Source organism: Brevundimonas sp. AVps23W, assembly GCF_058681395.1.
This window is the reverse complement of record NZ_CM178738.1, coordinates 486,678-510,130: the sequence shown is the minus strand read 5'-3', so window position 1 is coordinate 510,130 and position 23,453 is coordinate 486,678. Positions and strand designations below refer to the sequence as shown.

The window sequence follows — 23,453 nt, the reverse complement described above, 5'->3', positions numbered from 1 at the left end:
TCCGCCGCATCGCTGAATCGCAGAACGCCCTTGCAGGCCTATGGGACTTTCCCATATCGGGGCCAGCTTCGGAGAAACCCCGAGAAGTTTGGGGCTATCCGGCATCTATCACGCCAACCCACAGGGGGCGGTCACGCGCGGCGCTTCGTCGAAGGCCGCCGCATCGCCCGCCGATACGGAGAGAACAGTACGCCCATGGCCAAGATTATCGGCATCGACCTCGGCACCACCAACTCGTGCGTGGCCGTCATGGACGGCAAGAACCCCAAGGTGATCGAGAACGCCGAAGGCGCCCGCACCACCCCGTCGGTGGTCGCCCTTCAGGACGGCGGCGAGACCCTGGTGGGTCAGCCCGCCAAGCGTCAGGCCGTCACCAACCCCGCCAACACCTTCTTCGCCATCAAGCGCCTGATCGGCCGCAACTTCGACGATCCCGTCGTGGCCAAGGACAAGGGCATGGTGCCCTATGAGATCGTCAAGGGTCCGAACGGCGACGCCTGGGTCCGCGCCCACGGCAAGGACTATTCGCCGCAACAGATCTCGGCCTTCACCCTCATCAAGATGAAGGAGGCCGCCGAGGCCTATCTGGGCGAGAAGGTGACGCAGGCCGTCATCACCGTCCCGGCCTATTTCAACGACAGCCAGCGCCAGGCCACCAAGGACGCCGGCAAGATCGCCGGGCTTGAAGTCCTGCGCATCATCAACGAGCCGACCGCGGCTGCGCTCGCCTATGGCCTCGAGAAGAACGAAGGCCAGAAGATCGCTGTCTATGACCTGGGCGGCGGCACCTTCGACGTCTCGATTCTGGAAATCGGCGACGGCGTCTTCGAGGTGAAGTCGACCAACGGCGACACCTTCCTGGGCGGTGAAGACTTCGACGTGCGCCTGGCCGACTATCTGGCCGACGAGTTCAAGAAGGAACAGGGCGTCGACCTGCGCCAGGACAAGCTGGCCCTCCAGCGCCTGCGCGAAGAAGCCGAAAAGGCCAAGAAGGAGCTCAGCTCCACGACCCAGTACGAGGTCAATCTGCCGTTCATCACCATGAACGCCTCGGGCCCGCTGCACCTGAACATCAAGCTGTCGCGCGCCAAGCTGGAAGCCCTGGTCGATGACCTGGTCGCCCGCACCATCGAGCCGTGCAAGAAGGCCCTGGCCGACGCCGGCCTGAAGGCCTCGGACATCGACGAAGTCGTCCTGGTCGGCGGCATGACCCGCATGCCCAAGGTGCAGGAGGCCGTGAAGGCCTTCTTCGGCAAAGAGCCGCACAAAGGCGTCAACCCTGACGAAGTCGTGGCCCTGGGCGCCGCCGTTCAGGCCGGCGTTCTGCAAGGCGACGTCAAGGACGTGCTGCTGCTGGACGTGACGCCCCTGACCCTGGGCATCGAGACCCTGGGCGGCGTCTTCACGCCCCTGATCGAACGCAACACCACCATCCCGACCAAGAAGAGCCAGACCTTCTCGACCGCCGACGACAACCAGTCGGCCGTGACGATCCGGGTCTTCCAGGGCGAGCGCCCGATGGCGGCCGACAACAAGATGCTGGGTCAGTTCGACCTGATGGGCATTCCGCCGGCGCCGCGCGGCATGCCGCAGATCGAGGTCGCCTTCGACATCGACGCCAACGGCATCGTCAACGTCTCGGCCAAGGACAAGGCGACCAACAAGGAACAGTCGATCCGGATCCAGGCCAACGGCGGCCTGTCGGACGCCGACATCGACAAGATGGTCAAGGAAGCCGAGGCCAACGCCGCCGCCGACAAGGTTCGCAAGGATCTGGTCGAGGCCCAGAACGCCGCCGACAGCCTGATCAACTCGACCGAGAAGGCCCTGGCCGAACACGGCGACAAGGTCGAGGCCGACGTCAAGACCGCCATCGAGACGGGCCTGGCCGAGCTGAAGACCGCCCGCGAGGGTACGGACGCCGAAGACATCCGCGCCAAGACCAACACCCTGGTCCAGGCCTCGATGAAACTGGGTGAAGCCATGTACGCCCAGCAGCAGGGCGCGGGCGACGCCGAAGGCCAACCGGCCGACGACGGCGTGGTCGACGCCGAGTTCGAGGACGTCTCGGACTCCGACGAGAAGAAGAGCGCCTGATTGCGCCACGATGATCTGACTTGATCCGAACCCTCGCTTGCCTTTGGTAGGCGGGGGTTCGTTTCATGAAACTTGCATCATTCGTCCCGGCCCCCATGTCAGCCGGGACACCGTCTTTCCCAGAACCCACAGAGGTTCAGGTCAGGCGGCTGGGGAAGTAATGAGGACTGACGCCCGATGGCGCGTGATTATTACGAGATTCTGGGCGTCGAACGGACCATCGACGCGCCCGGCCTGAAATCGGCCTATCGCAAACTGGCCATGATCCACCACCCGGACCGCAACGGCGGCTCGGACGAATCTATGGCCAAGTTCAAGGAGATCTCCGAGGCCTATACTGTCCTGTCGGACGATCAGAAGCGCGCGGCCTATGACCGGTTCGGCCATGCGGGCGTGAACGGCGGGACCGGCGGCGGCTTCGGACAGGGCCAGCAGGGCTTCTCCGACATCAACGACATCTTCTCCCAGGTGTTCGGCGACGCCTTCGGAGACGCCTTCGGCGGTCGCCAAGCGGGTCGGGGCCAGCAGGGCGGACCGCGTCGCGGCTCGGATCTGCGCTATGATCTCGAGATCAGCCTGGAGCAGGCCTACAAGGGCGCCGAGGTCGAGATCGACATCCCCGCCACCATGACCTGCGAGACCTGCGAGGGCTCGGGCGCCAAGCCGGGCACCAAGCCTGTCACCTGCACCACCTGCAACGGCGCCGGCCGGGTGCGCCAGGCCAACGGCTTCTTCCAGGTCGAGCGCACCTGCCCCCGCTGCCACGGCGCCGGCCAGATGATCGCCGATCCCTGCACCACCTGTCACGGCCACGGCCAGGTCCGCAAGACCCGCACCCTGAACCTGAAGATCCCCGCCGGCGTCGACGACGGCTCGCGCATCCGCCTGTCGGGCGAGGGCGACGCCGGTCAGCGCGGCGGCCCGCGCGGCGACCTGTATGTCTTCCTGTCGGTGACGCCGCACGACCTGTTCGAACGCGACAACCTGGACCTGCTGGTCACCGTGCCGGTTCCCATGACCGTCGCCGCCCTGGGCGGCGAGATCGACGCCCCCTGCCTGGTGTCCGAGACCTGCGACGGCAAGTGCAAGGCGCCTGTCGCCGTGCCCGCCGGGGCTCAGACCGGAAAGACGGTGCGGATCAAGGGCAAGGGCATGCCCCATCTGAACGGCCGGGCGCGCGGCGATCTGGTGGTCGAACTGTTCGTCGAGACCCCCACCGAGCTGACGCCGCGCCAGAAGGAATTGTTGCAAGAGCTTGCCCTGTCGTTCGGCGAGGGGCAGAACCCACGCAACTCCAGCTTCGCCGGCAAGGCGAAGCGCTTCTGGGCCGACATCCTGGGCAATCAGGATGCGGACGGGTCGAAAGAGAACGCGGCTTGAGCGCAATCTTCCACGCCGGGATTTCCGGCTATCGTGGCCGGATGGGTCGCGCGGTGTCCCAGGTGCTGGACGCCCGTGAAGACGTGGTCGTCGCCGCCCGTTTCGACTGGGGCGAGACGGCCGACATCTCGCTGTGCGACGTCATCATCGACTTCTCGACGCCCGACGCCTCCCTGGCCCTGGCCCAGGGCGCTGCCGAGCGTGGCGGCCCGGCCCTGGTCATCGGATCCACCGGCTTCACGCCGGAGCAGGAGGCCGAGCTGATGAAGGCCGCCGAGAAAATCGCCATCGTCAAGAGCGGCAATTTCTCGCTGGGCGTGAACATCCTGATCGGCCTGGTCCAGCACGCGGCCCAGCGTCTGGACGCCCAGGACTGGGACATCGAAATCACCGAGGCCCACCACCGCCGCAAGGTCGATTCCCCGTCCGGCACCGCCCTGATGCTGGGCGAAGCGGCGGCGGAGGGCCGGTTCACCGACCTGGCCGACATCCGCTCCAAACCCTATGACGGCGTCCAGGGCGAACGCGAGAGCGGCAAGATCGGCTTCTCCTCGATCCGCGCCGGCGGCATCATCGGCGAACATACGGTCCTGTTCGCCTCCGAAGACGAAGTCCTGACCCTCAGCCACTCAGCCATCGACCGCTCCCTGTTCGCCAAGGGCGCCGTCGCCGCCGCCGCCTGGGTCCGTACGCGCGGGCCCGGCCTGTACGACATGCAGGACGTGCTGGGCTTCCGTCAGGCTTGATGTTTAGGGGCGCTTCGCGCCGCGCTACGCTCGCGACGCGGTCGCTCACTGCTTGAGCGCGATTCCAATATCCGACCCGTCACCCTCGGGCTTGTCCCGAGGGCCCACGGCTGATGCGGATTCGGGCCTCTGAAAATCTAGAGCGTCGTCCAGCCGTGCGGCGGAACCGTAGGCCCTCGGGACAAGCCCGAGGGTGACGGAACTTGGGGAGGCGGTATCAGCGCACGACCCGGCGACGCCCGAACGCCGTCCCCGTCAGCAGCGTCTTGATGAAGAAGAAGATGGCGATGACGATGGCGTAGCCCAGGAACAGGGCCAGGGCCGTCATCCAGAAGCCGACGGTCAGGATCGCCGGCAGGGCGAACTCGTCCCCGTTCAGCACGGGCAGGACCGCCAGCACGATCAGATGCACCAGGGTCGCGCCCAGGGCCGTCGAGGCCAGCGACCGCCAGTCCACCATCAGCAGGGCGGCGATGATGGCGATGATCAGCCCCATCACCTGGTTGACGCCGTCGAAGCCGGCGCTGGCCAGTCCGGCGATACGGTTCAGGAAGTCGGCGATCTGATCGATCAGATTTTCCACCTCGTCGCTCCTGTGAAAGAAAGTTGGAAAAATGACCCGGCCAAGCTTGGGCGGTTCGTATCGGTTAACGCCCGCTGTGCTTAAAGGCTCCCGTGAAGGATACGACTCCGCCTCCGGGCTGGGCCGCGAGGATCGACAGGACGACATGAAGGCCCGAACCAGCGTCGAAGACATCGCCGGCGGCATCGCGCTCAGGATCGCGGCGGCGGGCGCCTTTTCGATCATGACGGCGACGCTGAAACTGGCCTCGTTCGACGGGGTGGTGGCGGCCGAAATGCTGTTCTACCGCGCCTTCTTCGGCCTGCCGGTCGTGGTGATCTGGGTGCTGACCCAGCCGGGGGGCCTGGCCGGTCTGACGACGCGTCGCCCCTGGGCGCTCGCCGGCCGCAGCGCCCTGGGCATCGTCTCCATCCTGTGTCTGTTCCAGACCCTGACCCTGCTGCCGCTGGCCGATGCGACGACGCTCAGCTTCACTTCCCCCATCTTCGCCACCCTGCTGTCCTTCCTGATCCTGAAGGAGGCGGTGGGGCCGCGCCGCTGGGCCGCCGTGGCCGTCGGCTTCATCGGGGTGGTGGTCGTCATGCGGCCCGTGGCGCTGATCACCGGCGGCGGGGACCAGGCCATACCCCTGGTCGGGATCGGCTTCGCCCTGGCCGGCGCCCTGCTGACGGCCGGGGTCACCATCACCCTGCGCCAGCTGCGCGACACCGAACATGTGGCCGCCATCGTCTTCTGGTTCTTCGCCGCCTCGTCCGTGGTGGGGGCCATCCTGCTGATCTTCGTCGGCCGGATGCACGCCCCGGCCACCTTCGGCCTGCTGATCGGCTCGGGTATCGCCGGGGGCCTGGCGCAGCTGTTCATGACCGCCTCGCTGCGCGCCGCCCCGGTCGCGGTCGTGGCGCCCTTCGACTATCTCCAGATCGTCGGCGCCGTCGTCTTCGGCTGGTGGCTGATGCACGCCACGCCCAGCGCCAACACCCTGGCCGGCGCCGCCCTCATCGCCGCCAGCGGCCTCTACACCGCCTGGCGCGAACACGTCCGCCGCAAGGACAGCCTTATGCAGACGACGGCGCCGCCGGTTTAGGGGGATCAACCGCAGTTTCGCTCGCCGTGTTGTAACGCCTGAACGCCCGCGTATGCTGCATACGAAACAACCCGCTTAAAAGCTGAGCGCATGACTGAGCCGACACAGCCTCCGTCCGACCAGCTGCCTCTTTTTGACGCCGCTTTCGGATCTTCGTCGGAGGGCGCGCCAGAGGCGTCTAAGTTCAGCAGCTATATCGTCTACGTCGATGAAAGCGGCGACCACAGCATGGTCGCTGTGGACGACGCCTACCCTGTGTTCGTGCTCTCATTCTGCATCTTTCAGAAGGCCTATTATGGCCGCGCAGTGGTGACGGCTCTGGAGGCGTTCAAATTCTCAAATTTCGGCCATGACCTCGTGATCCTGCACGAGCGAGACATCCGCAAGGAAACCGGTCAATTTCGCTTCTCAAGCGCGAAGGAAAAGAACCGCTTTATCGGCGCGCTCACCAAAATCATTGAGGCAAGCAGGTTCATTCTCATCGCCTCCATCATCGACAAGCGCCGGATGAGCGACGGCGGCGAAACCGCCGGGAACCCCTATCACGTCGCCCTCAAGTTTTGCCTGGAGCAGTTGCGGGACTTTCTGGCGGAGAAGAAGCAGCTCGACGCGACAACTCACGTCGTCGTCGAGTGCCGCGGAAAGAAGGAAGATGCTGAATTGGAACTGGAGTTCAGGCGGATTTGCAGCGGCGCCAACAGGTTTTCGACGCCATTGCCGTTCACAGTGGTTTTCGCGGACAAGAAGGCCAATTCGTCGGGCCTTCAACTCGCCGATCTCGTGGCCCGGCCGATCGGTCTGAGCGTGGTTCGCCCCGAACAATCCAACCGCGCCTTCAGTATTCTACGAGAAAAGTTCTTTTGCCGGGGCGGCAGAGCACAGGCAGGAAAAAACTACGAGGGGATCGGCTGTATGGTCTATCCAGAGGCCTAAAAGCGAAAGGCCCCGGTGAACCCACCGAGGCCATAGCGCCGACCGGGAACCCCCAATCCACTTGACTCATTAGATAGCTTGTGAATTGCCGATTTGCAATAAGATTCGGCCAGTCCCGCCTACCGCCCCGTCGATCCGAACCCGCCCGCGCCGCGCGCGGTCTCGTCCAGCGTTTCGACCTCGACCCAGTCGGCGCGTTCGTGCTTGGCGATCACCAGCTGGGCGATGCGCTCGCCGCGACGGATGACGAAGGGTTCCGGGCCGATATTGGCCAGGATCACGCCGCACTCGCCGCGATAGTCGCTATCGATGGTGCCCGGCGCATTGGGGCAGATGATGCCGTGCTTCAGCGCCAGACCCGAGCGCGCCCGCACCTGGGCCTCGTAGCCCAGCGGCAGGGCGATCTTCAGTCCCGTGGGCACCAGGGCGCGCTGGCCCGGCGCCAGGGTCATCGGCTGGTCCTCGGGCACGGCCGCGCGCAGGTCCATCCCGGCCGAGCCCGCCGTCTCATAGGCCGGCAGGGGCAGGCCCTCGGCATGGGGCAGGCGCAGGATCTGGATGGCGGTCTCGGTCATTCGGGGGCCTTGAAATGGTCGGCGATACGGGCCGCAACGGCCCGGGCAATGGCGGATTTGGACTGGCGGGGCCAGCTTTCGGTCTTGTCGGCGGTGACCAGCAGCACGGCGTTGCCGTCCGAGCCGAAGACGTCGTCGGACACGTCGTTGCCGATGATCCAGTCGCAGCCCTTGCGCGACAGCTTGGCGCGGGCGTTGGCCTCAAGGTCCGTGGTCTCGGCGGCGAAGCCGATCACCAGGGTCGGCCGGTTCGGGCCCGGCGCGGCGATCCCGGCCAGGATGTCGGGGTTCTCGATCAGGGCCAAGGTCGGCGGCCCGCCCGGTCCCTTCTTGATCTTGCCGCCGGCGATGGTGTCCACGCGCCAGTCGGCCACGGCGGCCGACAGCACGGCGATGTCGGCCGGCAAGGCGGCCTGGGTCGCCGCCTGCATCTCCAGCGCGCTCTCCACGTCGATCCGAGTAACGCCCGTCGGCGCAGCCAGGGCCGTGGGTCCGGACACCAGGGCCACCTCGGCCCCCAGCTCCGCCAGAGCGGCGGCGATGGCGTAGCCCTGTTTGCCGCTGGAGCGATTGGTCAGGCCCCGCACCGGGTCGATAGGCTCGAACGTCGGTCCGGCCGTGACGACGGCGCGCCTGCCCGCGAGAGGCCGCCCCGCCGCCCCCGCCAGCAAACCCTCAATCGCCTCCAGAATGGCCGCCGGCTCGGCCATCCGGCCCGGTCCGTATTCGCCGCAGGCCATCTCGCCGTCGTCCGGGCCCACCACCGCCACGCCATGGAAGCCGGGGAAGGCCTTCAGCCGCTCCATATTGGCCTGGACCGCCGGATGCTCCCACATCCGCACGTTCATGGCCGGGGCCAGCAGCACCCGCTTATCCGTGGCGATCAATGTGGTTGAGGCCAGGTCGTCGGCCATGCCGTTCGCCGCCTTGGCGATCAGGCCCGCCGTCGCCGGCGCCACCACCACCAGATCGGCCCAGCGCGACAGCTCGATATGGCCCATGCTGGTCTCGTCGTCGGGGTGGAACAGGCCCGACCGCACCGGATGGCCGCTCAGCGCCGCCAGGGACAGGGGCGTCACGAACTCGGCCCCGGATTCGGTCAGGATCACCCGCGTCTGGCCCCCGGCCTTGGCGATCAGCCGCACCAGCTCCAGCGCCTTGTAGGCCGCTATGCCGCCGCCGACGATCAGCAGGATTTTGCGGTTCGAGAGGGGGCGGTTGTCCATGCCCTCGGTCTAGCCGCCCCGCGCGACGCCGTCGAGACGGAGGAAAAGAACATTGCAGGAACAGATGGGTTGTGCTTGTATCGCGCCATACGGGTGCTGATGGAGGGCAGGATGATCAAGGACCAGCGACAGCGTACGGCGGGGGCTCTGGCGGCGGGGGCTCTGGCGGCGAGGGCTCTGGCGGCGGGGCTGATGGTGATGGGGCTGGCGGCCTGCGACAACGCTTCGGCGGTGCAGACGCGGGACCGGACGGCCGAGGCCGCGCCTGTCGCCCTGGCCATGACCGCGACGGATACGGCAGACGGCTCGGCGGCGGCCAAGCCGGTGCTGACCACCGGCCGGCGCGAAACCGTCGATGCCAAGATCGCCCGTCTTTATGCGCGCAACGGCGCCGATTTCGGCGCCTCCTCGGCCGAAGACTATCTGGACAAGGTCACGGCCTTTACCGCCAAGCCCCCACGCGACGCCGAGACGGTGAAACGGCCCAATGGCGACACCCTGATCTATCAGGCCTCGACCAACACCTTCGCCGTGGCGGCCCGCGACGGCACGCCCCGCACCATGTTCAAGCCGACCACGGGCGCCGACTATTGGGCCGAACAGAAGACGGCGGCTCCCAGCTTCGGTCAGAGGCGGCAATCGACGCAGGACGACGGCTGATATAGACGGCGGGGTCCGACCCTGCTGTGGAGCCCGCCTGATGTCCGACGCCCCCTCTGGCCAAAAGCCGCTGCTGAAGACGGCGCTGATCTATGATTTCGACGGCACCCTGGCGCGCGGCAATATGCAGGAGGTCAGTTTCATCCCCTCCGTCGGCATGGGCATCGGGGCTTTCTGGGAAGAGGCCGAACGCCTGACCAAGGAGGCCGACGGGGACGGCATCCTGATGTACATGCAACTGATGCTCCACCACGCGCGCCAGAACGGGACGCCGGTGACGCGCGAGACCCTGCGTCGGCACGGCGAGGCGGTGGCCCTGTTCGAGGGGCTGAAGGACCTCAGCTGGTTCGACCGGATGAACGCCTTCGGGGCGCGCTACGGGCTTGAGATCGAACACTATATCGTCTCGGCCGGCCTGGAGGAGATGATCGACGGCACGCCGATCCGCCCCGCCCTGAACCACGTCTTCGCCTCCCACTATGTCTATGACGACAAGGGCGAGGCGGCCTGGCCCGCCGTCGGCGTCAACTACACCACCAAGACCCAGTATCTGTTCCGCATCAACAAGGGGGTGAAGAACCACTGGGAGCACGAGCGGATCAATCACTTCATCCCCGACGACCAGCGGCCGGTGCCGTTCGAACGGATGATCTTCATCGGCGACGGCGACACCGACGTCCCCACCATGAAGATGATGCACACCAAGGGCGGCTTCTCGATCGCCGTCTATGATCCCCGCTCGAACGAGAAGGACCAGAAGAAGGTCTATTCCCTGATCTCGGAGGACCGGGTCAATTTCGTCGCCGCCGCCGACTATCGCGAAGGCTCGGCCCTGGACCTGATCGTCAAGGGCCTGGTCGGCCGTATCGCCATCAACGCCGGCGCCATGCCGGCCGGGATGTAGAACTAGCGTCCGCCGGCCCTCAGCCAGGCGTCGCGCGCGCCGATCAGCCGGGCGGGCGCCAGGCCGCGCAGGGATCTGGCGCCGGTCTGTCTCAGCCCCGCCTCCTGCCCCTTCTGCCAGAGGACGGTCGCCGGATAGGCCACGGCTTCGGCGATATCGACCACCACCACCTCGGACGGCAGGGCCGCGCCCCGGTCCAACCTCAGCCGCATGCCCGAGTTCGACAGATCGACGATCAGACAGGCGGTCTCGACCCCCGGCGCACACACCACGCCTCGGGCGTTGACGGACCTGCGCGGTTCGCCGCGTCGATCAGGGGCGGAGGCGGGCTTGGATCCAAACATGCTCAGGCCTCGCAACACGCGGCGGCGATACAGGCTACGCCGCAGAACTTCGCCGCCCGAAACGGCTGTCCATGCCGGTAGCCGAGTTTGAGCCCGTCAGGAAGAGCGCGGGCTAGAGGCCCGACTTCCACAGCAGGAAGCCCGCCCGTTCAGCCAGAACCGGCACGCCCATTTCGCGCGCCGTCGCCACGGCTTCGTTCAGGATCAGGTTCAGATGGCGAGGCGCGGGGCCGCCCAGGCGGCGACGAGCCAGGGCCACATCGGCGAGCCCGATCTGGTCGGCCGCCCAGTCCAGCGGCGCGGCGCCGACCAGGCGGCGACGCAGACGATCTTCTAGCAGATCCAGTCCGGCAAGGTCGCGCACCGCCTCCGCCAGGGCGATCTCGCGGGCCACGCGGCGCTCGCGCACCAGGGCGCCGACGATCAGGCCGCGCCCCTGGGTCAGGGCCTCCGCCTGGTTCAGCAGCATCAGCGGCGTCGCGTCGTCCCCGGCGCGAAGCATCTGGATCACCGCCCAGTCCAGCGGGCTGTGGTCCGGCGTGAACTGGTCGGCGGCGGCGTCGAACATCATCCGGCCCTGGTCCTGGGCCTCGGCATGGTTGGCCACGGCGGCCAGGGCCGACAGGCCCGCCCCGCACAGGGCCAGGGCGCGGGCGCGGGTCAGGGGGCGATAGTCGGGCGAGGCGGCCTCGACCAACTGGCCGAGATCGCGCCCGGCCTGGTCAAGCAGGCGGGGGTCGCGCTTGATCACCCCGGCCTCCAGCGTCAGGCTGGCGCGGTCCAGACGCAACTCGACATCCCCCGCGCCCGTCTCGTGCAGGGCCATGTCCATTAGAGCGGCGGCGTCCATCAGGGCAGAGGCTTCGCCGGACAGTCGCGCCTGACGGGCCTTCAGACGCGCATGAATGGAGGACAGTTCGCCTGACAGGGCGGATCGGCGCCCGAGCCCCCTTCCGTCGACAGCGGCCCCCGCCAGCGTGTCCAGGGCGCGGTCCAGATGGCCGGGGTCGCCGCACAGGTCGAACCGCAGCATCAGGGCCTGGGCCTTGTCGATCGCGGCCTGTGCGACCTGGATCTCGCCTGCGGCGGCGCGCGTCAGGCTGTCGGCGCAGCGTTCGGCCCGGTCCAGACTGTCGATGGTCCCGCTGCGTCGCGCATGTTCGCGCCACAGAACGGCGGCGCGGCGCTCGGTCTCGAAGGGGCGGGCGCAGGAGACGCGGCCGGCGTCGGTGGCTTCCCGTCGCGCCTCGGCCGCCAGCAGATCGACGCCGATCAGCTCGACCCAGCCCAGATCCTCGCCGTCGCGGGCCTGGGAGAAGAGTTTGCGAAGGTCACGACCGAACTCGAACATACGCTGGGCGCCTTTAAATCCCGGTTCGGGACGGCTGGTGCGTCCCATGAGGGTTCCATTGCAAACGCGACGCCGTCATCGGGGTTCAGCCTGGTCTTAAGGATGATTGTTCAGTTGAGGACGGGCGTCTTCTGGAGGCAGCGTTGCAGGGCCGCGCGCGCGGCGGGCGCATCGGCGTTCAGGCGGCGCACGGCGTCGATCCGGGCGCGGGTCTGGTCGGTCTCGGCCGCCGGCGCGGGCTTGCCCGCGGCGGTTCCCGCCTGCATGGCCGCCAGCGACCAGAACAGGGCGGCGTCATAGAGACGCTGTCCCTCCGTGCTTTCACCGCCTTCCAGCTCGGACGCGGCCTGGGTCAGACCGGCGCAACGCACCGCCTCCTCATAGGAGACGAGGCCGACTCCCGGATTGGCTCCCGGATTGGCGCCCGGATTTGGGGCGCTCTGCATCAGCAGGCTGGCGAGGGTCAGGGCGACCAACATCAAAGGCTCCATCGACGTCCCCCCGGACATCGCGCTTATCTGACCACGTTCGCGCGGCCGCGAGAAGGTCGAACCCGAGCGGCAATTGGTCGGGATTGCGAATAACTGCGGATTTACCGGAAACCCTGTATGCTGCTGTGCAGCAAACGGCCGTCAGCTCGCCCCGGCCCAGTAATGGATCGCCATGCTCTACGCGTTTCACGAACTCGCCTACCAGTCGGCCCTGCCGTTCCGGGTCGGGGCCCAGATGGCCCGGCGCTTCTGGTCCTCGCCCTTCAACCCGGCGTCCGACACGGCGGTCGGCCGCACCGCCTACGCCTCGGCCGAACTGTTCGAGAGCGTGACCCGCCGCTACGGCAAGCCGGACTGGAAGCTGGAGACGATCGACATCGGCGGCAAGTCCGTCCGCACCGTCGAACAGGTGATCTGGCAGAGCCCGTGGTGCCGCCTGGTCCGGTTCGCCCGCAACATCGGCGACCTGAAACGGGCTGGAAAGCCGGCCTCCGGTCCCGCCGTCCTGATCGTCGCCCCCCTGTCGGGCCATTACGCCACCCTGCTGCGCGGGACGGTCGAGGCCTTTCTTCAGGACCACGACGTCTATGTGACCGACTGGATCAACGCCCGTCAGGTTCCGGTGCTGGAGGGGCGGTTCGACTTCTTCGACTATATCGACCATGTGCGGCGGATGCTGGCCGAGATCGGCGGCCGGGCCCATGTGGTCGGGGTCTGCCAGCCGGGCCCGCCGGTGCTGGCGGCCGGCGCCGTGATGGCCGAGGACGGCGACGACAACCGCCCCGCCTCCATGACCTTCATGGGCTCGCCCATCGACGCCCGCCTGTCGCCGACCGCGACCAATCAGCTGGCGGAGGAGAAGCCCTTCACCTGGTTCCGGTCGAACATGATCCACACCGTGCCCCTGCCCTATGCGGGCTTCGGGCGGCGGGTCTATCCGGGCTTCGTCCAGCTCTACAGCTTCATGTCGATGAACCAGGAGCGCCACCGCGACGCCCACTGGGACTATTTCAACAGCCTGATCGACGGCGACGGCGACGGGGTCGAGAAGCACGAGGAATTCTACGACGAATATCTGTCGGTGCTGGACCTGACCGAGGAATTCTACCTCCAGACCATCGACATCGTCTTCCAGCAGCATCTGCTGGCGCGCGGCCTGTTGGAGCATCGCGGGCGTAAGGTCGATCTGAGCAAGATCACCGACATCGGCCTGATGACGGTCGAGGGCGAGAAGGACGACATCTCCGGCGTCGGCCAGACCCAGGCGGCGCACGGCCTGTGCGCCAGCATCCCCGAGGATCAGAGGGTGCTGTACGTCCAGCCCGGCGTGGGCCATTACGGGGTCTTCAACGGTCGCCGTTTCCGCGAGGAGATCTACCCCCGCGTCCGCGACTTCATCGCCCAGAACGAGGCCCGCCTTGGCGTACCGCAACGGTCAGCGGCTGCCGCTTGACGAAGGGGGTTCGGAACCCGGTTCCGGCCCCGCGCTGAGACTGTCAGTCAATCCGCGCGCCCGACGCCTGTCTGTGCGGATCGACGCGCGGGCCGGCGAAGCGGTGGTGATCGCCCCGACCGAGCGCGGCCTGGCCCAGGCCGTGGCCTTCGCCCGCTCCAAGTCCGTCTGGATCTCCGAACGTCTGGCGGTGCGGCCCAAGGGACGGCCGTTGCAGCCGGGCCAGGTCATCTCCCTGCGCGGCAAGCCCGTGCGGCTGGAGGCGACGCCCGGCGCCGGCGCGGCGCGTCTGGTCGAGGACGGGACGGTCATCCGCTCGGGCGGCGAGGGCGAGGCCTATGCCCGTCGGGTCGAGAACCTGCTGAAACGCGAGGCGCGCAGCACCCTGCTGGACCGCACCGACCACCATCTGCGCGCCCTGGGCCAGACGCCGGTCACGGTCTCCATCGCCGACACCCGCTCGCGCTGGGGCTCGTGCAGCCCGCACAACCGCACCATCCGCTATTCCTGGCGCGTCATCATGGCCCCGCCCCCGGTCATCGACTACCTCGCCGCCCACGAGGTCGCCCACCTGGTCCACGCCGACCACAGCCCGGCCTACTGGTCCGTGGTCGAACGGCTGGTCGGGGATCACAAGCCCTGGCGCAAATGGCTGAAGGACTATGGCGCGGCGCTACACGCCGTGGGGCGGTAGGCGGCGTCCCAGACCCTCTCCCGCTTGCGGAAGAGGTGGCCCGGCGTTCGCGCAGCGAACCAGGGTCGGAGAGGGGAGTCTTCTTCCAAGACGCAAGACTTCCCCCATCGTCAGCCGTCTCGCTGTGCTCGACGAGCTGACACTTCCCCCGCAAGCGGGGGAAAGGTCTGTGGGGGCGTCCCCGAAGGATCAGAAGAACAGCGGGTCGCTGCGTTTCTCGGCCGGTTGGCGGCCTTCCGGCTGTTGGTTCGGCGGATCGCGCGGCGCCGGCTGGGGCGAGGCCGGGCGGGCGGCGGGCTGGGCGGGCGACGTCGGCTGAACCGGTTGGCCCGGCTCTTCAGCATAGGGGTCGCCGCCGTTGGCATCCGCCGGTTCGAGCGGCAAGCCGTCCTCACCGATGCCCGACATCAGGTCGCCGACCGGATCGGGCGCGACCCAGCCCTCGGGCATGGCCGGGCCGTCGGGGATGCGCGAGGCGTTCAGGCGCGGCAGGGCCGCCTCCATGAAGCCCTTCCAGATCGCGGCGGGCGAAGAGCCGCCGGTCACGCCGCGCATGGCGGTGTTGTCATCCTTGCCGACCCAGACGGCGGTGACGAAGCCGCCGGTGTAGCCGACGAACCAGGCGTCCTTATAGTCCGAGGTCGTGCCCGACTTGCCCGCCAGGTCGCGCCCGGCGATGGCCGCGCTGCGCCCGGTGCCCGAGGTCATGACCCCGCGCAGCATCTCGTTCATGTAGTACAGCGACGGATTGTTGATCGCCTGTCCGCTCTGGCCGCTGGCCCGCTGATAGATGACCCGGCCCTGGGGGGTGCGGATGCGGCTGATGCCATAGGCCTCGACCCGGCGTCCGCCGTTCGAGAAGGCGTCATAGGCGGTGGCCATCTCCAGCGGCGAGACCTCGACGGCGCCCAGGGCCATGGCCGGCTCCAGACCGATCCGGCTTTCGATGCCCAGGCGGCGCGCGGCGCGGGCCACGCTGTCGCGCCCGATCTGGTCGGCGACATAGGCCGCCACCGTATTGGTCGACTGGGCCACGGCCTGGGCCAGGGTCATCTCGCCGCTGAAGGTGTTGGAATAGTTCTTGGGCGACCAGTTGCCGATGGTGATCGGCTGATCGACCACCGGGGTCTGGGGCGTATAGCCGGCCTCGACCGCCGCAAGATAGACGAAGGGTTTGAAGGCCGAGCCCGCCTGACGACGCGCCTCGACGGCGCGGTTGAACTGGCTGTCGGCATAGGAGCCGCCGCCGATCATGGCCCGCACCCGGCCGTCGCCGTCCAGGGCGACCAGGGCCGCCTGTTCCACGCCCTTGCCCTCGTCGCGGTCCAGGATGCGCCGCACCGAACGTTCGGCGGCGGTCTGCAGGGTCAGGTCCAGGGTGGTCTCGACCACCATGTCCTCGGTCGGTTCGCCGACCAGGCCGCGGATCGACTGGTCCAGCCAGTCGATGAAATACTGGGCGTGCTGGGTCGCCAGGGTGCGCGACACGATGATCGGCTGGGTCACGGCCTCCTCGCGCTGGGCGGCGGTGATGACCCCGGCCTCTTCCATCTCGTTCAGCACGACGGTGGCGCGGGTGGCGGCCCGCTCGCTCTCGGACACGGGCGAATAGCGCGAGGGCGCCTTCAGCAGCCCGGCCAGAAGCGCAGCCTCGCCGACGGTCAGATCCTTGGCCGACTTGTCGAAATAGCGTTGCGACGCCGCCTCGATCCCATAGGCGCCGGCGCCGAAATAGACCCGGTTCAGATAGAGGGCCAGGATCTCCTTTTTGGAGAATTTCATCTCCAGCCAGACCGCCAGCATCAGCTCCTGCACCTTGCGGCGCAGGTTCTGGTCTGGCGTCAGGAACAGGTTCTTGGCCAGCTGCTGGGTCAGGGTCGATCCACCCTGCACCACCCGGCCGGCGCGCATATTGGTCGCCACCGCCCGCATCATGCCGATGGGGTCGAAACCGGGGTGGTGGTAGAAGCGCCGATCCTCGATGGCGATGAAGGCGGCCGGCACATAGTCGGGCAGGGCGTCCAGATCGGCGGGCGGCGCCATCTGGGTGCCCCGGGTGGCGATCAGGGCGCCGTTGCGGTCCAGATAGGTGATCGAGGGCTGACGATCGACATTGTACAGGGTCGAGGTGTCCGGCAGGCCGCGCGCAAACACCGCGAAGAAGACGACCAGGAAGATCAGCCCCCATACGGCCAGCACGGCGCCCCAGTAGAGCGCCTGTTGCAGCCGCGTGCGGGCCGGCTTTGCACCGCCCTGTTGTCCGCCCCCGAACCCTGGACCCGCCATCGAATATCCTCAAGAACCGCGCATCGGCGGGATTAGCCCTACGGATGTGTACCCCGTATGAACCGCCGCCGAAACGGCTCCGCTCACTTCACGCCAGCGTGAGCGGCTATTTCGCCGAAAGAAAGGCGCGACGGGCCAGCCAGACGCCGGTCGCGGCCCCGTCGCCCTCCACCGACAGCCCGGCCTCGCTCAGCAGGGCGCGATAGGCGGCGGGGTCCAGACTGCCGTGATACAGCGGCTCGCCGCGCCATTCGCCGATGGTCTCGCCATGGGCGGGGCCGCTGGTGAACATCAACCGCCCGCCTTCCCCCACCTGTCGGGCGAGAGCGGGCAGGACACGCCGCTGATCCTCGGGCGTCAGATGGAACAGGCTGTGCCAGGCCAGAACGCCGTCGAACACGCCGTCCGGCGGCGGGTCGCGCATGTCGGCGGTCTCCCAGACGCCGGCCGGCAGGGTCTGGCGCGCATGGGCGATCAGGGCCGGCGAGGAATCCCGCCCCACGACCCTGAACCCCCGCTCCAGCAGGGCCGCGCCCATCGGCCAGCCCGAGCCGCATCCGACGTCCAGAATAGACGCGCCCGGCGGCAGGTCGGCGACGAAACGATCCAGCCATTTCGCCTCGTCCAGCCCGCGCGCCCCGGAATACAGGGCCGCGCCGCGATCCCTGATCCAGTCCGCCGCCCTGTCCTCGTATAGACCCACGATCCGATCCGCCGCCGGATGGCTCATCGCGCCAGGAAGGCGTCCAGCTCGCCGTAAAAGGCCTGGGGCTGGTCCAGCATGATGAAATGGGCGCTGTCGTCGATCCGCTTCAGCGTCACGCCGGGCAGGTTGGCGAAGCTGCTGCGGAAAATCTGATCGGTAATCTCGGGCGTCATGCGCGGGTCGTTGAACTTGACGTACATCACCTCGGTCGGGGCGACGATACGGGACAATTCAGGCCTCAGATCTGTCACGATCAGTTCGCGGAAGGCGGCGGCTGAGACCTTCTGATCGCTCGTGCGGCTGTCTTCCAGAGGGCCGGCCCGCAAACCTTCGGTCGCGATCATGCCCGTGAGCGACACCGTCGCGCGCTGGTCGTACTCTGCGCGGGAAACATAGGCCATGCCGGCATAGACCTGATCGGCCATCGTGGTGATCGCCTCGTTCGAAGCGCCAGGCGGCGCGAACATCGCGCCCATGAAGGGGATCATGTCCACCACCATCAGCTTGCCGACGCTGTCGGGATGACGCGCGGCCAGCATCAGGCCGATGGTCCCGCCCATCGAATGGCCGACCACGACGGGCTTCTCCAGACCCTGTTCGGCGATATAGCGGGCGATCTCCTCGGCGACCGGGGCCGCCACCGGGGTCGGCGTCGCGCCCGTCTGGGCGTTGCCCTCAGCCGGGGCCCCCGCGAAGCCCTGGACATGGATCCGATGCACTCTCCACCCGGCGCCGAGATGATCGACCGTGCCCTGCCAGACTTCGGGCGAGGAACTGAGACCGGGGATCAGGATGATGTCGCGACCGCCCGCTTCGCCGTCCACGCGGACATGGATGCGGTCGGAGGTGAAATCCGCATGATGATGGCCGTGCGCATGTCCCTTGTCGGGATGAACCCCGTGCCCGTCCTGAGCCTGGACGGCAGAGGCGACGAACAGCATGGCGGCGAAACCTAAGGCGCGAAACATGGCGAAACTCCCCTGTGAGACGGTCCTTATGCCGCCTCTACTTTGTTTTGTAAAGTTCTCTGTAGCCTGCGGGAGGACAGACCCCGCCTCCCTCTGTTATGAGGCGCGCATGAAGCCTGTAGACGCTCCCCCCGTCCAGTCCCCTCAAGCCGAAGCCGCCCCCTCCAAGGCGGGCGCCCAGCCCTTCGGCAAGGGATTCGTCGCCGATGCCTGGTATTTCGTCGCCCTGTCGCGCGACGTCGCCCCGGCCGGCTTGAAACGCTACGAGATCATGGGCGAGCCCGTCCTGGTCGGCCGCACCCGCGCGGGCGCCGTCTATGCGATGCGCGACATCTGCCCCCACCGCGCCGCGCCGCTGTCGGCGGGGAAACTGGTCGAAAAGCCCGGCGAGGGCGAGACCATCGAATGCCCCTATCACGGCTGGCGCTTCCGCCCCGACGGGGTCTGCGCCGCCATTCCCTCCCTGGTCGAGGATCAGGCGTTCGAGGCCAATCGCATCAAGGTGCGCGCCTTCCCGGTGCGCGAGAGCCAGGGGATGGTCTTCGTCTGGATGGCGTCCGACGCCCGCAACCCGATGGAGCCGGATCACGAGCCCCCGGTCTTCCCCGGCGTGGTCGGATCCGGCCCGAAACTGGTCGAGACGATGGAGTTCGACAGCCATATCGACCACGCCGTCGTCGGCCTGATGGACCCTGCCCACGGCCCCTATGTCCACCAGCAATGGTGGTGGCGGTCCGAACATTCGATGCACGAAAAGGCCAAGGCCTTCGTCCCGGCCGATTTCGGCTGGGCCATGGCGCGCCACGCCCCCTCGTCGAACAGCCGGCTCTACAAGATCCTGGGCGGCGCCCCCGCGACCGAGATCACCTTCCGCCTGCCCGGCTATCGCTGGGAGCATATCCAGGTCGGCGAGCACTCCGGTTCTCGGCAGGTCCTGGCCCTGACCTGCCTGACCCCGATCAGCGAGACCAGGACCCGCATCACCCAGATCTTCTGGTCCGACCACTGGGTCTTCGCCCTGGCCAAGCCCTTCCTGCGCATGGGGGTGGTCGCCTTCCTGAAACAGGACGGCGGCATGGTGAACCTTCAGAACGAGGGCCTGCGCTACGACCCCGCCCTGATCTGGATCGACGACGCCGACAAACAGGCCAAATGGTACCAGCAGCTGAAGCGCGAATGGGCCAGGAGCCGGGCTGAGGCACGACCGTTCGTCAACCCGATCCAGCCCACGACGCTGCGGTGGAAGAGCTGACTCCGCTTCCTTCTCCCCTTGCGGGAGAAGGTGGCCGAGCGCAGCGAGGTCGGATGAGGGGTCGGCAGATGCACAACGACCCTGTCCGACCCAACATCTAACAACCCCTCATCCGGCCCTTCGGGCCACCTTCTCCCGCAAGGGGAGAAGGAAGAGGTCTTACAGCTTCAACCCATGCTCACCCGCCAGATCGGCCAGTTTCACCATGGGGCGCGGGCCCCAGTGGGCGATGACTTCAGACGCGGCCAGCGAGCCCAGCTTGCCCGCCTCTTCCAGAGTCAGACCCCGTGCGACGCCCAACAGGAAGCCGGCGGCGTACTGGTCGCCGGCGCCGGTGGTGTCGATCACCTTGGCGACCGGATAGGCGGCGACCACGACGCGTTCGTCGCCGGCGATCACGACCGAGCCGTGTTCGCCGCGCGTTACAGCGGCGATCTCGACGATGGCGGCCAGTTTCGAGGCGGCGGCGTCGAAATCATCGGTTTCGAACAGGGCGCCCAGTTCGGCCTCATTGGCCAGGACGATGTCGGCCGACTGTTCGATGAAGCTCAGCAGTTCGGCGCGCCAGCGGGCGACGACGAAGGTGTCGGACAGGGTGATGGCCACCTTGCGGCCGGCCTTGTGGGCGGCGGCGGCGGCGCGTTCGAAGGCGGCGCGGGCCGGGGCCGGGTCGAACAGATAGCCTTCCAGATAGACGATCTCGCTGGCGCCGATCAGGGCCTCGTCGATGTCGTCGGCGTACAGCTGGTTGGCGGCGCCCAGGAAGGTGGCCATGGTGCGCGCCCCGTCCGACAGGACGTTGATCAGGCAGCGGCCGGTGCCGAAGCCCTTGTCGGCCCCGCCGGTCAGGACCGGGGTGTCGAAATGCACGCCGGCGGCGCGGATGTCGTGGCTGAACACCTCGCCCAGGGTGTCGTCGGCCACCTTGCCGATATAGGCCGCGCGACCGCCGAACGAGCCGACGCCCGCCACGGTGTTGCCGGCCGAACCGCCCGAAGCCTCGACCCCCGGCGCCATGGCCTCATACAGGGCGGCGCTGCGTTCGGCGTCGACCAGTTGCATGGAGTTGGGGGCCAGGTCCTGGGCCGTCAGGAAGGCGGCGTCGCAGGGGCTGAGCACATCGACGATGGCGTTGCCGACAGCGCAGACGTCATATTGGGCGGTGTTCTGGGTCATGGTCGCGCCTTAGCGGTTGAAGACCCGAACGTCACCCGAAAACATATAAGGAAGCCCTTATATGCGTCGGCGTGTTGCGATAGGCAGACGTCATGACCCAGATCGCCGTCCTGACCCCCGATCCCGCCGACAAATCCTACATCGGCCGCTGGCCCGAGGTGCTGGCCCGGCTGACGCGGACGCTGGAAGGAACCGGCGCAACGGTCGTGGCGACGCCCTGGACCGATCATGTCGAGGACGCCTCGGCTCTGGCGGCCTATGACCTGATCCTGCCGGTCATCGCCTGGGGCTATCACCGCGACCACGCCCGCTGGCTGAAGGCCTGCGCGACCTGGGCGACGGCCGGCCTGCCGATCGCCAATCCGGCCTCGGTGCTGGGCTGGAACTCAGACAAGACCTATCTGGCCCGGCTGGCGGACAAGGGCGTGCCCATTCCGCCGACCCGCTGGAGCGACGGCGTGACCCAGGCCCAGCTGGACGCCGCCTTCGCCCAGAATGGCGCCGAAACCGGCGTCCCGACCCTGATCGTCAAGCCGACCGTCTCGGCCGGCGCCTTTCGCACCCTGCGCCTGACGCCGGGCCAGGCCCTGACCGATGCGCCGCAAGGCCCGGCGATGATCCAGCCCTATCTGAAATCCATAGAGACCGAGGGCGAGACCTCGTTGCTCTTCTTCGGCGGCCGGTTCAGCCATGCGGTCAACAAGCGGCCGGTCCCCGGCGACTTCCGCATCCAGATCCAGTTCGGCGGCCTCTACAAGACGGTGACGCCGGATGATGCGGCCCTGGCCCTGGCCGAGCAGGTGCTGGCCGCCATAGACGAGCCGCTGCTCTACGCCCGCATCGATCTAGCGCGCGACGACGCCGGCGCCTGGGTGCTGATGGAGGCCGAGCTGATCGAGCCCGACTTCTATCTGGACCACGACCCGGCCGACGGCGCCGGTTTCGCCCGCGCCGTTCAGGACAGATTAGACGCCTAGAAGCTTTCCCAGTCGCCGCCGCCCCCACCCGCAGCCCGGCGCTTGGGCGCGGACTCGGCGGCGAAGGCTTCGATCCGGGCCTGGGCCTGACGGATCGGCGCAGGCGCGCGATCGACCTCGCCCTGGGTGACCTGGAACCGGCCGACCAGTTGCGCCATATCGGCCGCCTCCCGGTTCAGGCTCAGGCTGGCGGCCGTCGATTCCTCGACCATCGCAGCATTCTGCTGGGTGACCTGATCCATCTCGTTGACGGCCGTATTGACCTCGGCCAGGGCCAGGGCCTGTTCCTGGGTCGAGGCGCGGATCTCGCCCATCAGATGGGTGATCTCGTTGATGCGTTCGGCGATCACCGCCAGAGCATCGCCAGACTCGCGCACCAGCACGACCCCGCTCTTGACCTGGGTGCTGCTGGTCGAGATCAGGGTCTTGATCTCGCGCGCCGAGTCCGCCGACCGCTGGGCCAGGGCGCGCACTTCCGACGCCACCACCGCAAAGCCGCGACCGGCCTCGCCCGCACGGGCCGCCTCGACCCCCGCGTTCAGGGCCAGCAGATTGGTCTGGAAGGCGATTTCGTCGATGACGCCGATGATCTGGCTGATCTGGTCCGAAGACTTCTCGATCTCGCCCATGGCGGTGATGGCGCGCTGGACGACGCCGCCGCCCGTCTCGGCCTGGGTCCGGGTCTGACCCACGACCGTATCGGCGGACTGGGCGTTCTCGGCGGCCTTGCGCACCGTCGCCGTGATCTGGTCGAGGGCGGCGGCGGTCTGTTCCAGCCCGGCGGCCTGACGTTCGGTCCGACGCGACAGGTCCTCGGCCGCGCTGCTGATTTCGTTGGCGCCCGACTGCATCGATCCGGCATTGCCGCGAATGACGGCGATGGCCTGGTCCAGCGAGGTCATGGCGCGATTGAAGTCCTCGCGCAGGATCGCATAGTCGCCGGGGAAGGTCTCGTCGATGCGATAGGACAGGTCGCCGGCCGCCAGGGCCGACAGGCCGCGTCCCGTGGCCTTGACCACCGACGCCTGCACCTCGGCCGCCACGCGGTCGGCCTCGGCGCGACGCTCGCGCTCCAGCTCGGCCGCCGTGACGTCGATGGCGAACTTGACCACCTTATAGGGTTTGCCGTCCGCGCCGAAGATCGGATTGTAGCTGGCCTCGATCACCGCACGGGCGCCGCCCTTGCCGTAACGGATGAATTTATCGGCGATGAACTCCCCCGCATTCAGCCGCCGCCAAAAGTCGAGATAGGCCGGCGAGGAGGCCTCCGCAGGGTCTATGAACATGCGGTGATGGCGGCCCCGGACTTCGTCCAGCTCATAGCCCACGACGGCCAGGAAGTTCGGATTGGCGGTGATGATCGTCCCGTCCAGCTCGAACTCGATGACCGCCTGCGACCGCTGAACCGCCGCCAGGACGCTGCGCAGTTCCGCCGTCTCCGCCGAGTCAGTGGAAGGCCGGGTCCGGAAAAACGATTTCATGGCGACAATCTTCAAGGCTTGTTCTGATCGATATCTGCCACGAAATCATTACGACATTGAGCGGATATATTTAGCCGAGGCAAACA

The 23,453-nt window shown here is 67.6% G+C and carries 22 protein-coding genes; 11 read left to right on the top strand and 11 right to left on the bottom strand.

Annotated elements, in window-relative coordinates:
* Positions 1–195 precede the first annotated feature (195 nt).
* The 3 genes from dnaK (at position 196) to dapB (ending at position 4,223) form a co-directional block, all read left to right on the top strand.
* Positions 196–2,097 (top strand): molecular chaperone DnaK, encoded by a 1,902-nt coding sequence (dnaK, locus tag ACW177_RS02435; RefSeq protein WP_492027077.1) that lies wholly within the window; start codon positions 196–198, stop codon positions 2,095–2,097.
* A gap of 177 nt (positions 2,098–2,274) precedes the next feature.
* Positions 2,275–3,477 (top strand): molecular chaperone DnaJ, encoded by a 1,203-nt coding sequence (dnaJ, locus tag ACW177_RS02430; RefSeq protein WP_492027076.1) that lies wholly within the window; start codon positions 2,275–2,277, stop codon positions 3,475–3,477.
* The gene (gene dapB, locus ACW177_RS02425; protein ID WP_492027075.1) at positions 3,474–4,223 is read left to right on the top strand and encodes a 4-hydroxy-tetrahydrodipicolinate reductase; all 750 of its coding nucleotides are present in this window, start codon (positions 3,474–3,476) and stop codon (positions 4,221–4,223) included. The genes dnaJ and dapB overlap by 4 nt, the downstream gene beginning before the upstream one ends.
* A 217-nt stretch (positions 4,224–4,440) precedes the next feature.
* On the opposite strand, the gene ACW177_RS02420 is transcribed toward dapB, so the two are convergent.
* Complete coding sequence (locus ACW177_RS02420) at positions 4,441–4,806, bottom strand: hypothetical protein (protein ID WP_492027074.1); 366 nt, start codon at positions 4,804–4,806, stop codon at positions 4,441–4,443.
* Positions 4,807–4,951: 145 nt separating this feature from the next.
* On the opposite strand from ACW177_RS02420, the gene ACW177_RS02415 reads away from it, so the two are divergent.
* Positions 4,952–5,890: a DMT family transporter gene (locus tag ACW177_RS02415; protein WP_492027073.1), complete on the top strand. Its 939-nt coding sequence runs from the start codon at positions 4,952–4,954 to the stop codon at positions 5,888–5,890.
* Between the two features lie 90 nt (positions 5,891–5,980).
* The gene (locus ACW177_RS02410) at positions 5,981–6,823 is read left to right on the top strand and encodes a DUF3800 domain-containing protein (RefSeq protein WP_492027072.1); all 843 of its coding nucleotides are present in this window, start codon (positions 5,981–5,983) and stop codon (positions 6,821–6,823) included.
* 119 nt (positions 6,824–6,942) lie between these two features.
* Here ACW177_RS02410 and dut read toward each other — a convergent pair whose 3' ends face one another.
* Both dut and coaBC read right to left on the bottom strand, forming a co-directional pair.
* On the bottom strand, positions 6,943–7,398 hold the full coding sequence (gene dut / locus ACW177_RS02405; RefSeq protein WP_492027071.1) for a dUTP diphosphatase: 456 nt from the start codon (positions 7,396–7,398) through the stop codon (positions 6,943–6,945).
* Positions 7,395–8,624 carry a bifunctional phosphopantothenoylcysteine decarboxylase/phosphopantothenate--cysteine ligase CoaBC gene (gene coaBC, locus ACW177_RS02400; RefSeq protein ID WP_492027070.1) on the bottom strand — a complete coding sequence of 410 codons (1,230 nt, stop codon included), beginning with the start codon at positions 8,622–8,624 and terminating at the stop codon, positions 7,395–7,397. The genes dut and coaBC overlap by 4 nt, the downstream gene beginning before the upstream one ends.
* Positions 8,625–8,735: 111 nt before the next feature.
* Between coaBC and ACW177_RS02395 the strand changes: the two genes are divergently transcribed.
* Both ACW177_RS02395 and ACW177_RS02390 read left to right on the top strand, forming a co-directional pair.
* Entirely contained in the window at positions 8,736–9,284 is a 549-nt protein-coding gene (locus ACW177_RS02395) for an S-type pyocin family protein (protein ID WP_492027069.1), read from the top strand.
* 40 nt (positions 9,285–9,324) lie between these two features.
* On the top strand, positions 9,325–10,188 hold the full coding sequence (locus ACW177_RS02390; RefSeq protein WP_492027068.1) for a haloacid dehalogenase-like hydrolase: 864 nt from the start codon (positions 9,325–9,327) through the stop codon (positions 10,186–10,188).
* Positions 10,189–10,190: 2 nt separating this feature from the next.
* On the opposite strand, the gene ACW177_RS02385 is transcribed toward ACW177_RS02390, so the two are convergent.
* The 3 genes from ACW177_RS02385 to ACW177_RS02375 form a co-directional block, all read right to left on the bottom strand.
* On the bottom strand, positions 10,191–10,532 hold the full coding sequence (locus tag ACW177_RS02385; RefSeq protein ID WP_492027067.1) for a PilZ domain-containing protein: 342 nt from the start codon (positions 10,530–10,532) through the stop codon (positions 10,191–10,193).
* A 112-nt stretch (positions 10,533–10,644) separates the two neighbouring features.
* Entirely contained in the window at positions 10,645–11,931 is a 1,287-nt protein-coding gene (locus tag ACW177_RS02380) for a hypothetical protein (RefSeq protein ID WP_492027066.1), read from the bottom strand.
* Positions 11,932–11,993: 62 nt separating this feature from the next.
* Complete coding sequence (locus ACW177_RS02375; protein WP_492027065.1) at positions 11,994–12,362, bottom strand: hypothetical protein; 369 nt, start codon at positions 12,360–12,362, stop codon at positions 11,994–11,996.
* Positions 12,363–12,546: 184 nt separating this feature from the next.
* On the opposite strand from ACW177_RS02375, the gene ACW177_RS02370 reads away from it, so the two are divergent.
* Together ACW177_RS02370 and ACW177_RS02365 are read left to right on the top strand one after the other, a co-directional pair.
* Complete coding sequence (locus ACW177_RS02370; RefSeq protein ID WP_492027064.1) at positions 12,547–13,827, top strand: polyhydroxyalkanoate depolymerase; 1,281 nt, start codon at positions 12,547–12,549, stop codon at positions 13,825–13,827.
* Positions 13,793–14,521: a M48 family metallopeptidase gene (locus tag ACW177_RS02365; protein ID WP_492027063.1), complete on the top strand. Its 729-nt coding sequence runs from the start codon at positions 13,793–13,795 to the stop codon at positions 14,519–14,521. Before ACW177_RS02370 ends, ACW177_RS02365 begins: the two co-directional genes overlap by 35 nt.
* A 189-nt stretch (positions 14,522–14,710) precedes the next feature.
* On the opposite strand, the gene ACW177_RS02360 is transcribed toward ACW177_RS02365, so the two are convergent.
* From ACW177_RS02360 to ACW177_RS02350, 3 genes are all read right to left on the bottom strand, one after another.
* Positions 14,711–16,807 (bottom strand): transglycosylase domain-containing protein, encoded by a 2,097-nt coding sequence (locus tag ACW177_RS02360; protein ID WP_492027062.1) that lies wholly within the window; start codon positions 16,805–16,807, stop codon positions 14,711–14,713.
* Positions 16,808–16,913: 106 nt separating this feature from the next.
* Positions 16,914–17,537 (bottom strand): class I SAM-dependent methyltransferase, encoded by a 624-nt coding sequence (locus ACW177_RS02355; RefSeq protein WP_492027061.1) that lies wholly within the window; start codon positions 17,535–17,537, stop codon positions 16,914–16,916.
* Entirely contained in the window at positions 17,534–18,481 is a 948-nt protein-coding gene (locus ACW177_RS02350; RefSeq protein ID WP_492027060.1) for an alpha/beta fold hydrolase, read from the bottom strand. The genes ACW177_RS02355 and ACW177_RS02350 overlap by 4 nt, the downstream gene beginning before the upstream one ends.
* A 109-nt stretch (positions 18,482–18,590) precedes the next feature.
* Here ACW177_RS02350 and ACW177_RS02345 point away from each other — a divergent pair, with 109 nt between their 5' ends.
* Positions 18,591–19,733 carry an aromatic ring-hydroxylating oxygenase subunit alpha gene (locus ACW177_RS02345; protein ID WP_492027059.1) on the top strand — a complete coding sequence of 381 codons (1,143 nt, stop codon included), beginning with the start codon at positions 18,591–18,593 and terminating at the stop codon, positions 19,731–19,733.
* Between the two features lie 159 nt (positions 19,734–19,892).
* Here ACW177_RS02345 and ACW177_RS02340 read toward each other — a convergent pair whose 3' ends face one another.
* Positions 19,893–20,909: an adenosine kinase gene (locus ACW177_RS02340; protein WP_492027058.1), complete on the bottom strand. Its 1,017-nt coding sequence runs from the start codon at positions 20,907–20,909 to the stop codon at positions 19,893–19,895.
* A gap of 92 nt (positions 20,910–21,001) precedes the next feature.
* Here ACW177_RS02340 and ACW177_RS02335 point away from each other — a divergent pair, with 92 nt between their 5' ends.
* Complete coding sequence (locus ACW177_RS02335) at positions 21,002–21,886, top strand: ATP-grasp domain-containing protein (protein ID WP_492027057.1); 885 nt, start codon at positions 21,002–21,004, stop codon at positions 21,884–21,886.
* Here ACW177_RS02335 and ACW177_RS02330 read toward each other — a convergent pair.
* Positions 21,883–23,367, bottom strand: coding sequence for a methyl-accepting chemotaxis protein (locus tag ACW177_RS02330; RefSeq protein ID WP_492027056.1), 1,485 nt, complete (start codon positions 23,365–23,367; stop codon positions 21,883–21,885). The two genes, ACW177_RS02335 and ACW177_RS02330, sit on opposite strands and share 4 nt — an antisense overlap.
* Positions 23,368–23,453 lie beyond the last annotated feature (86 nt).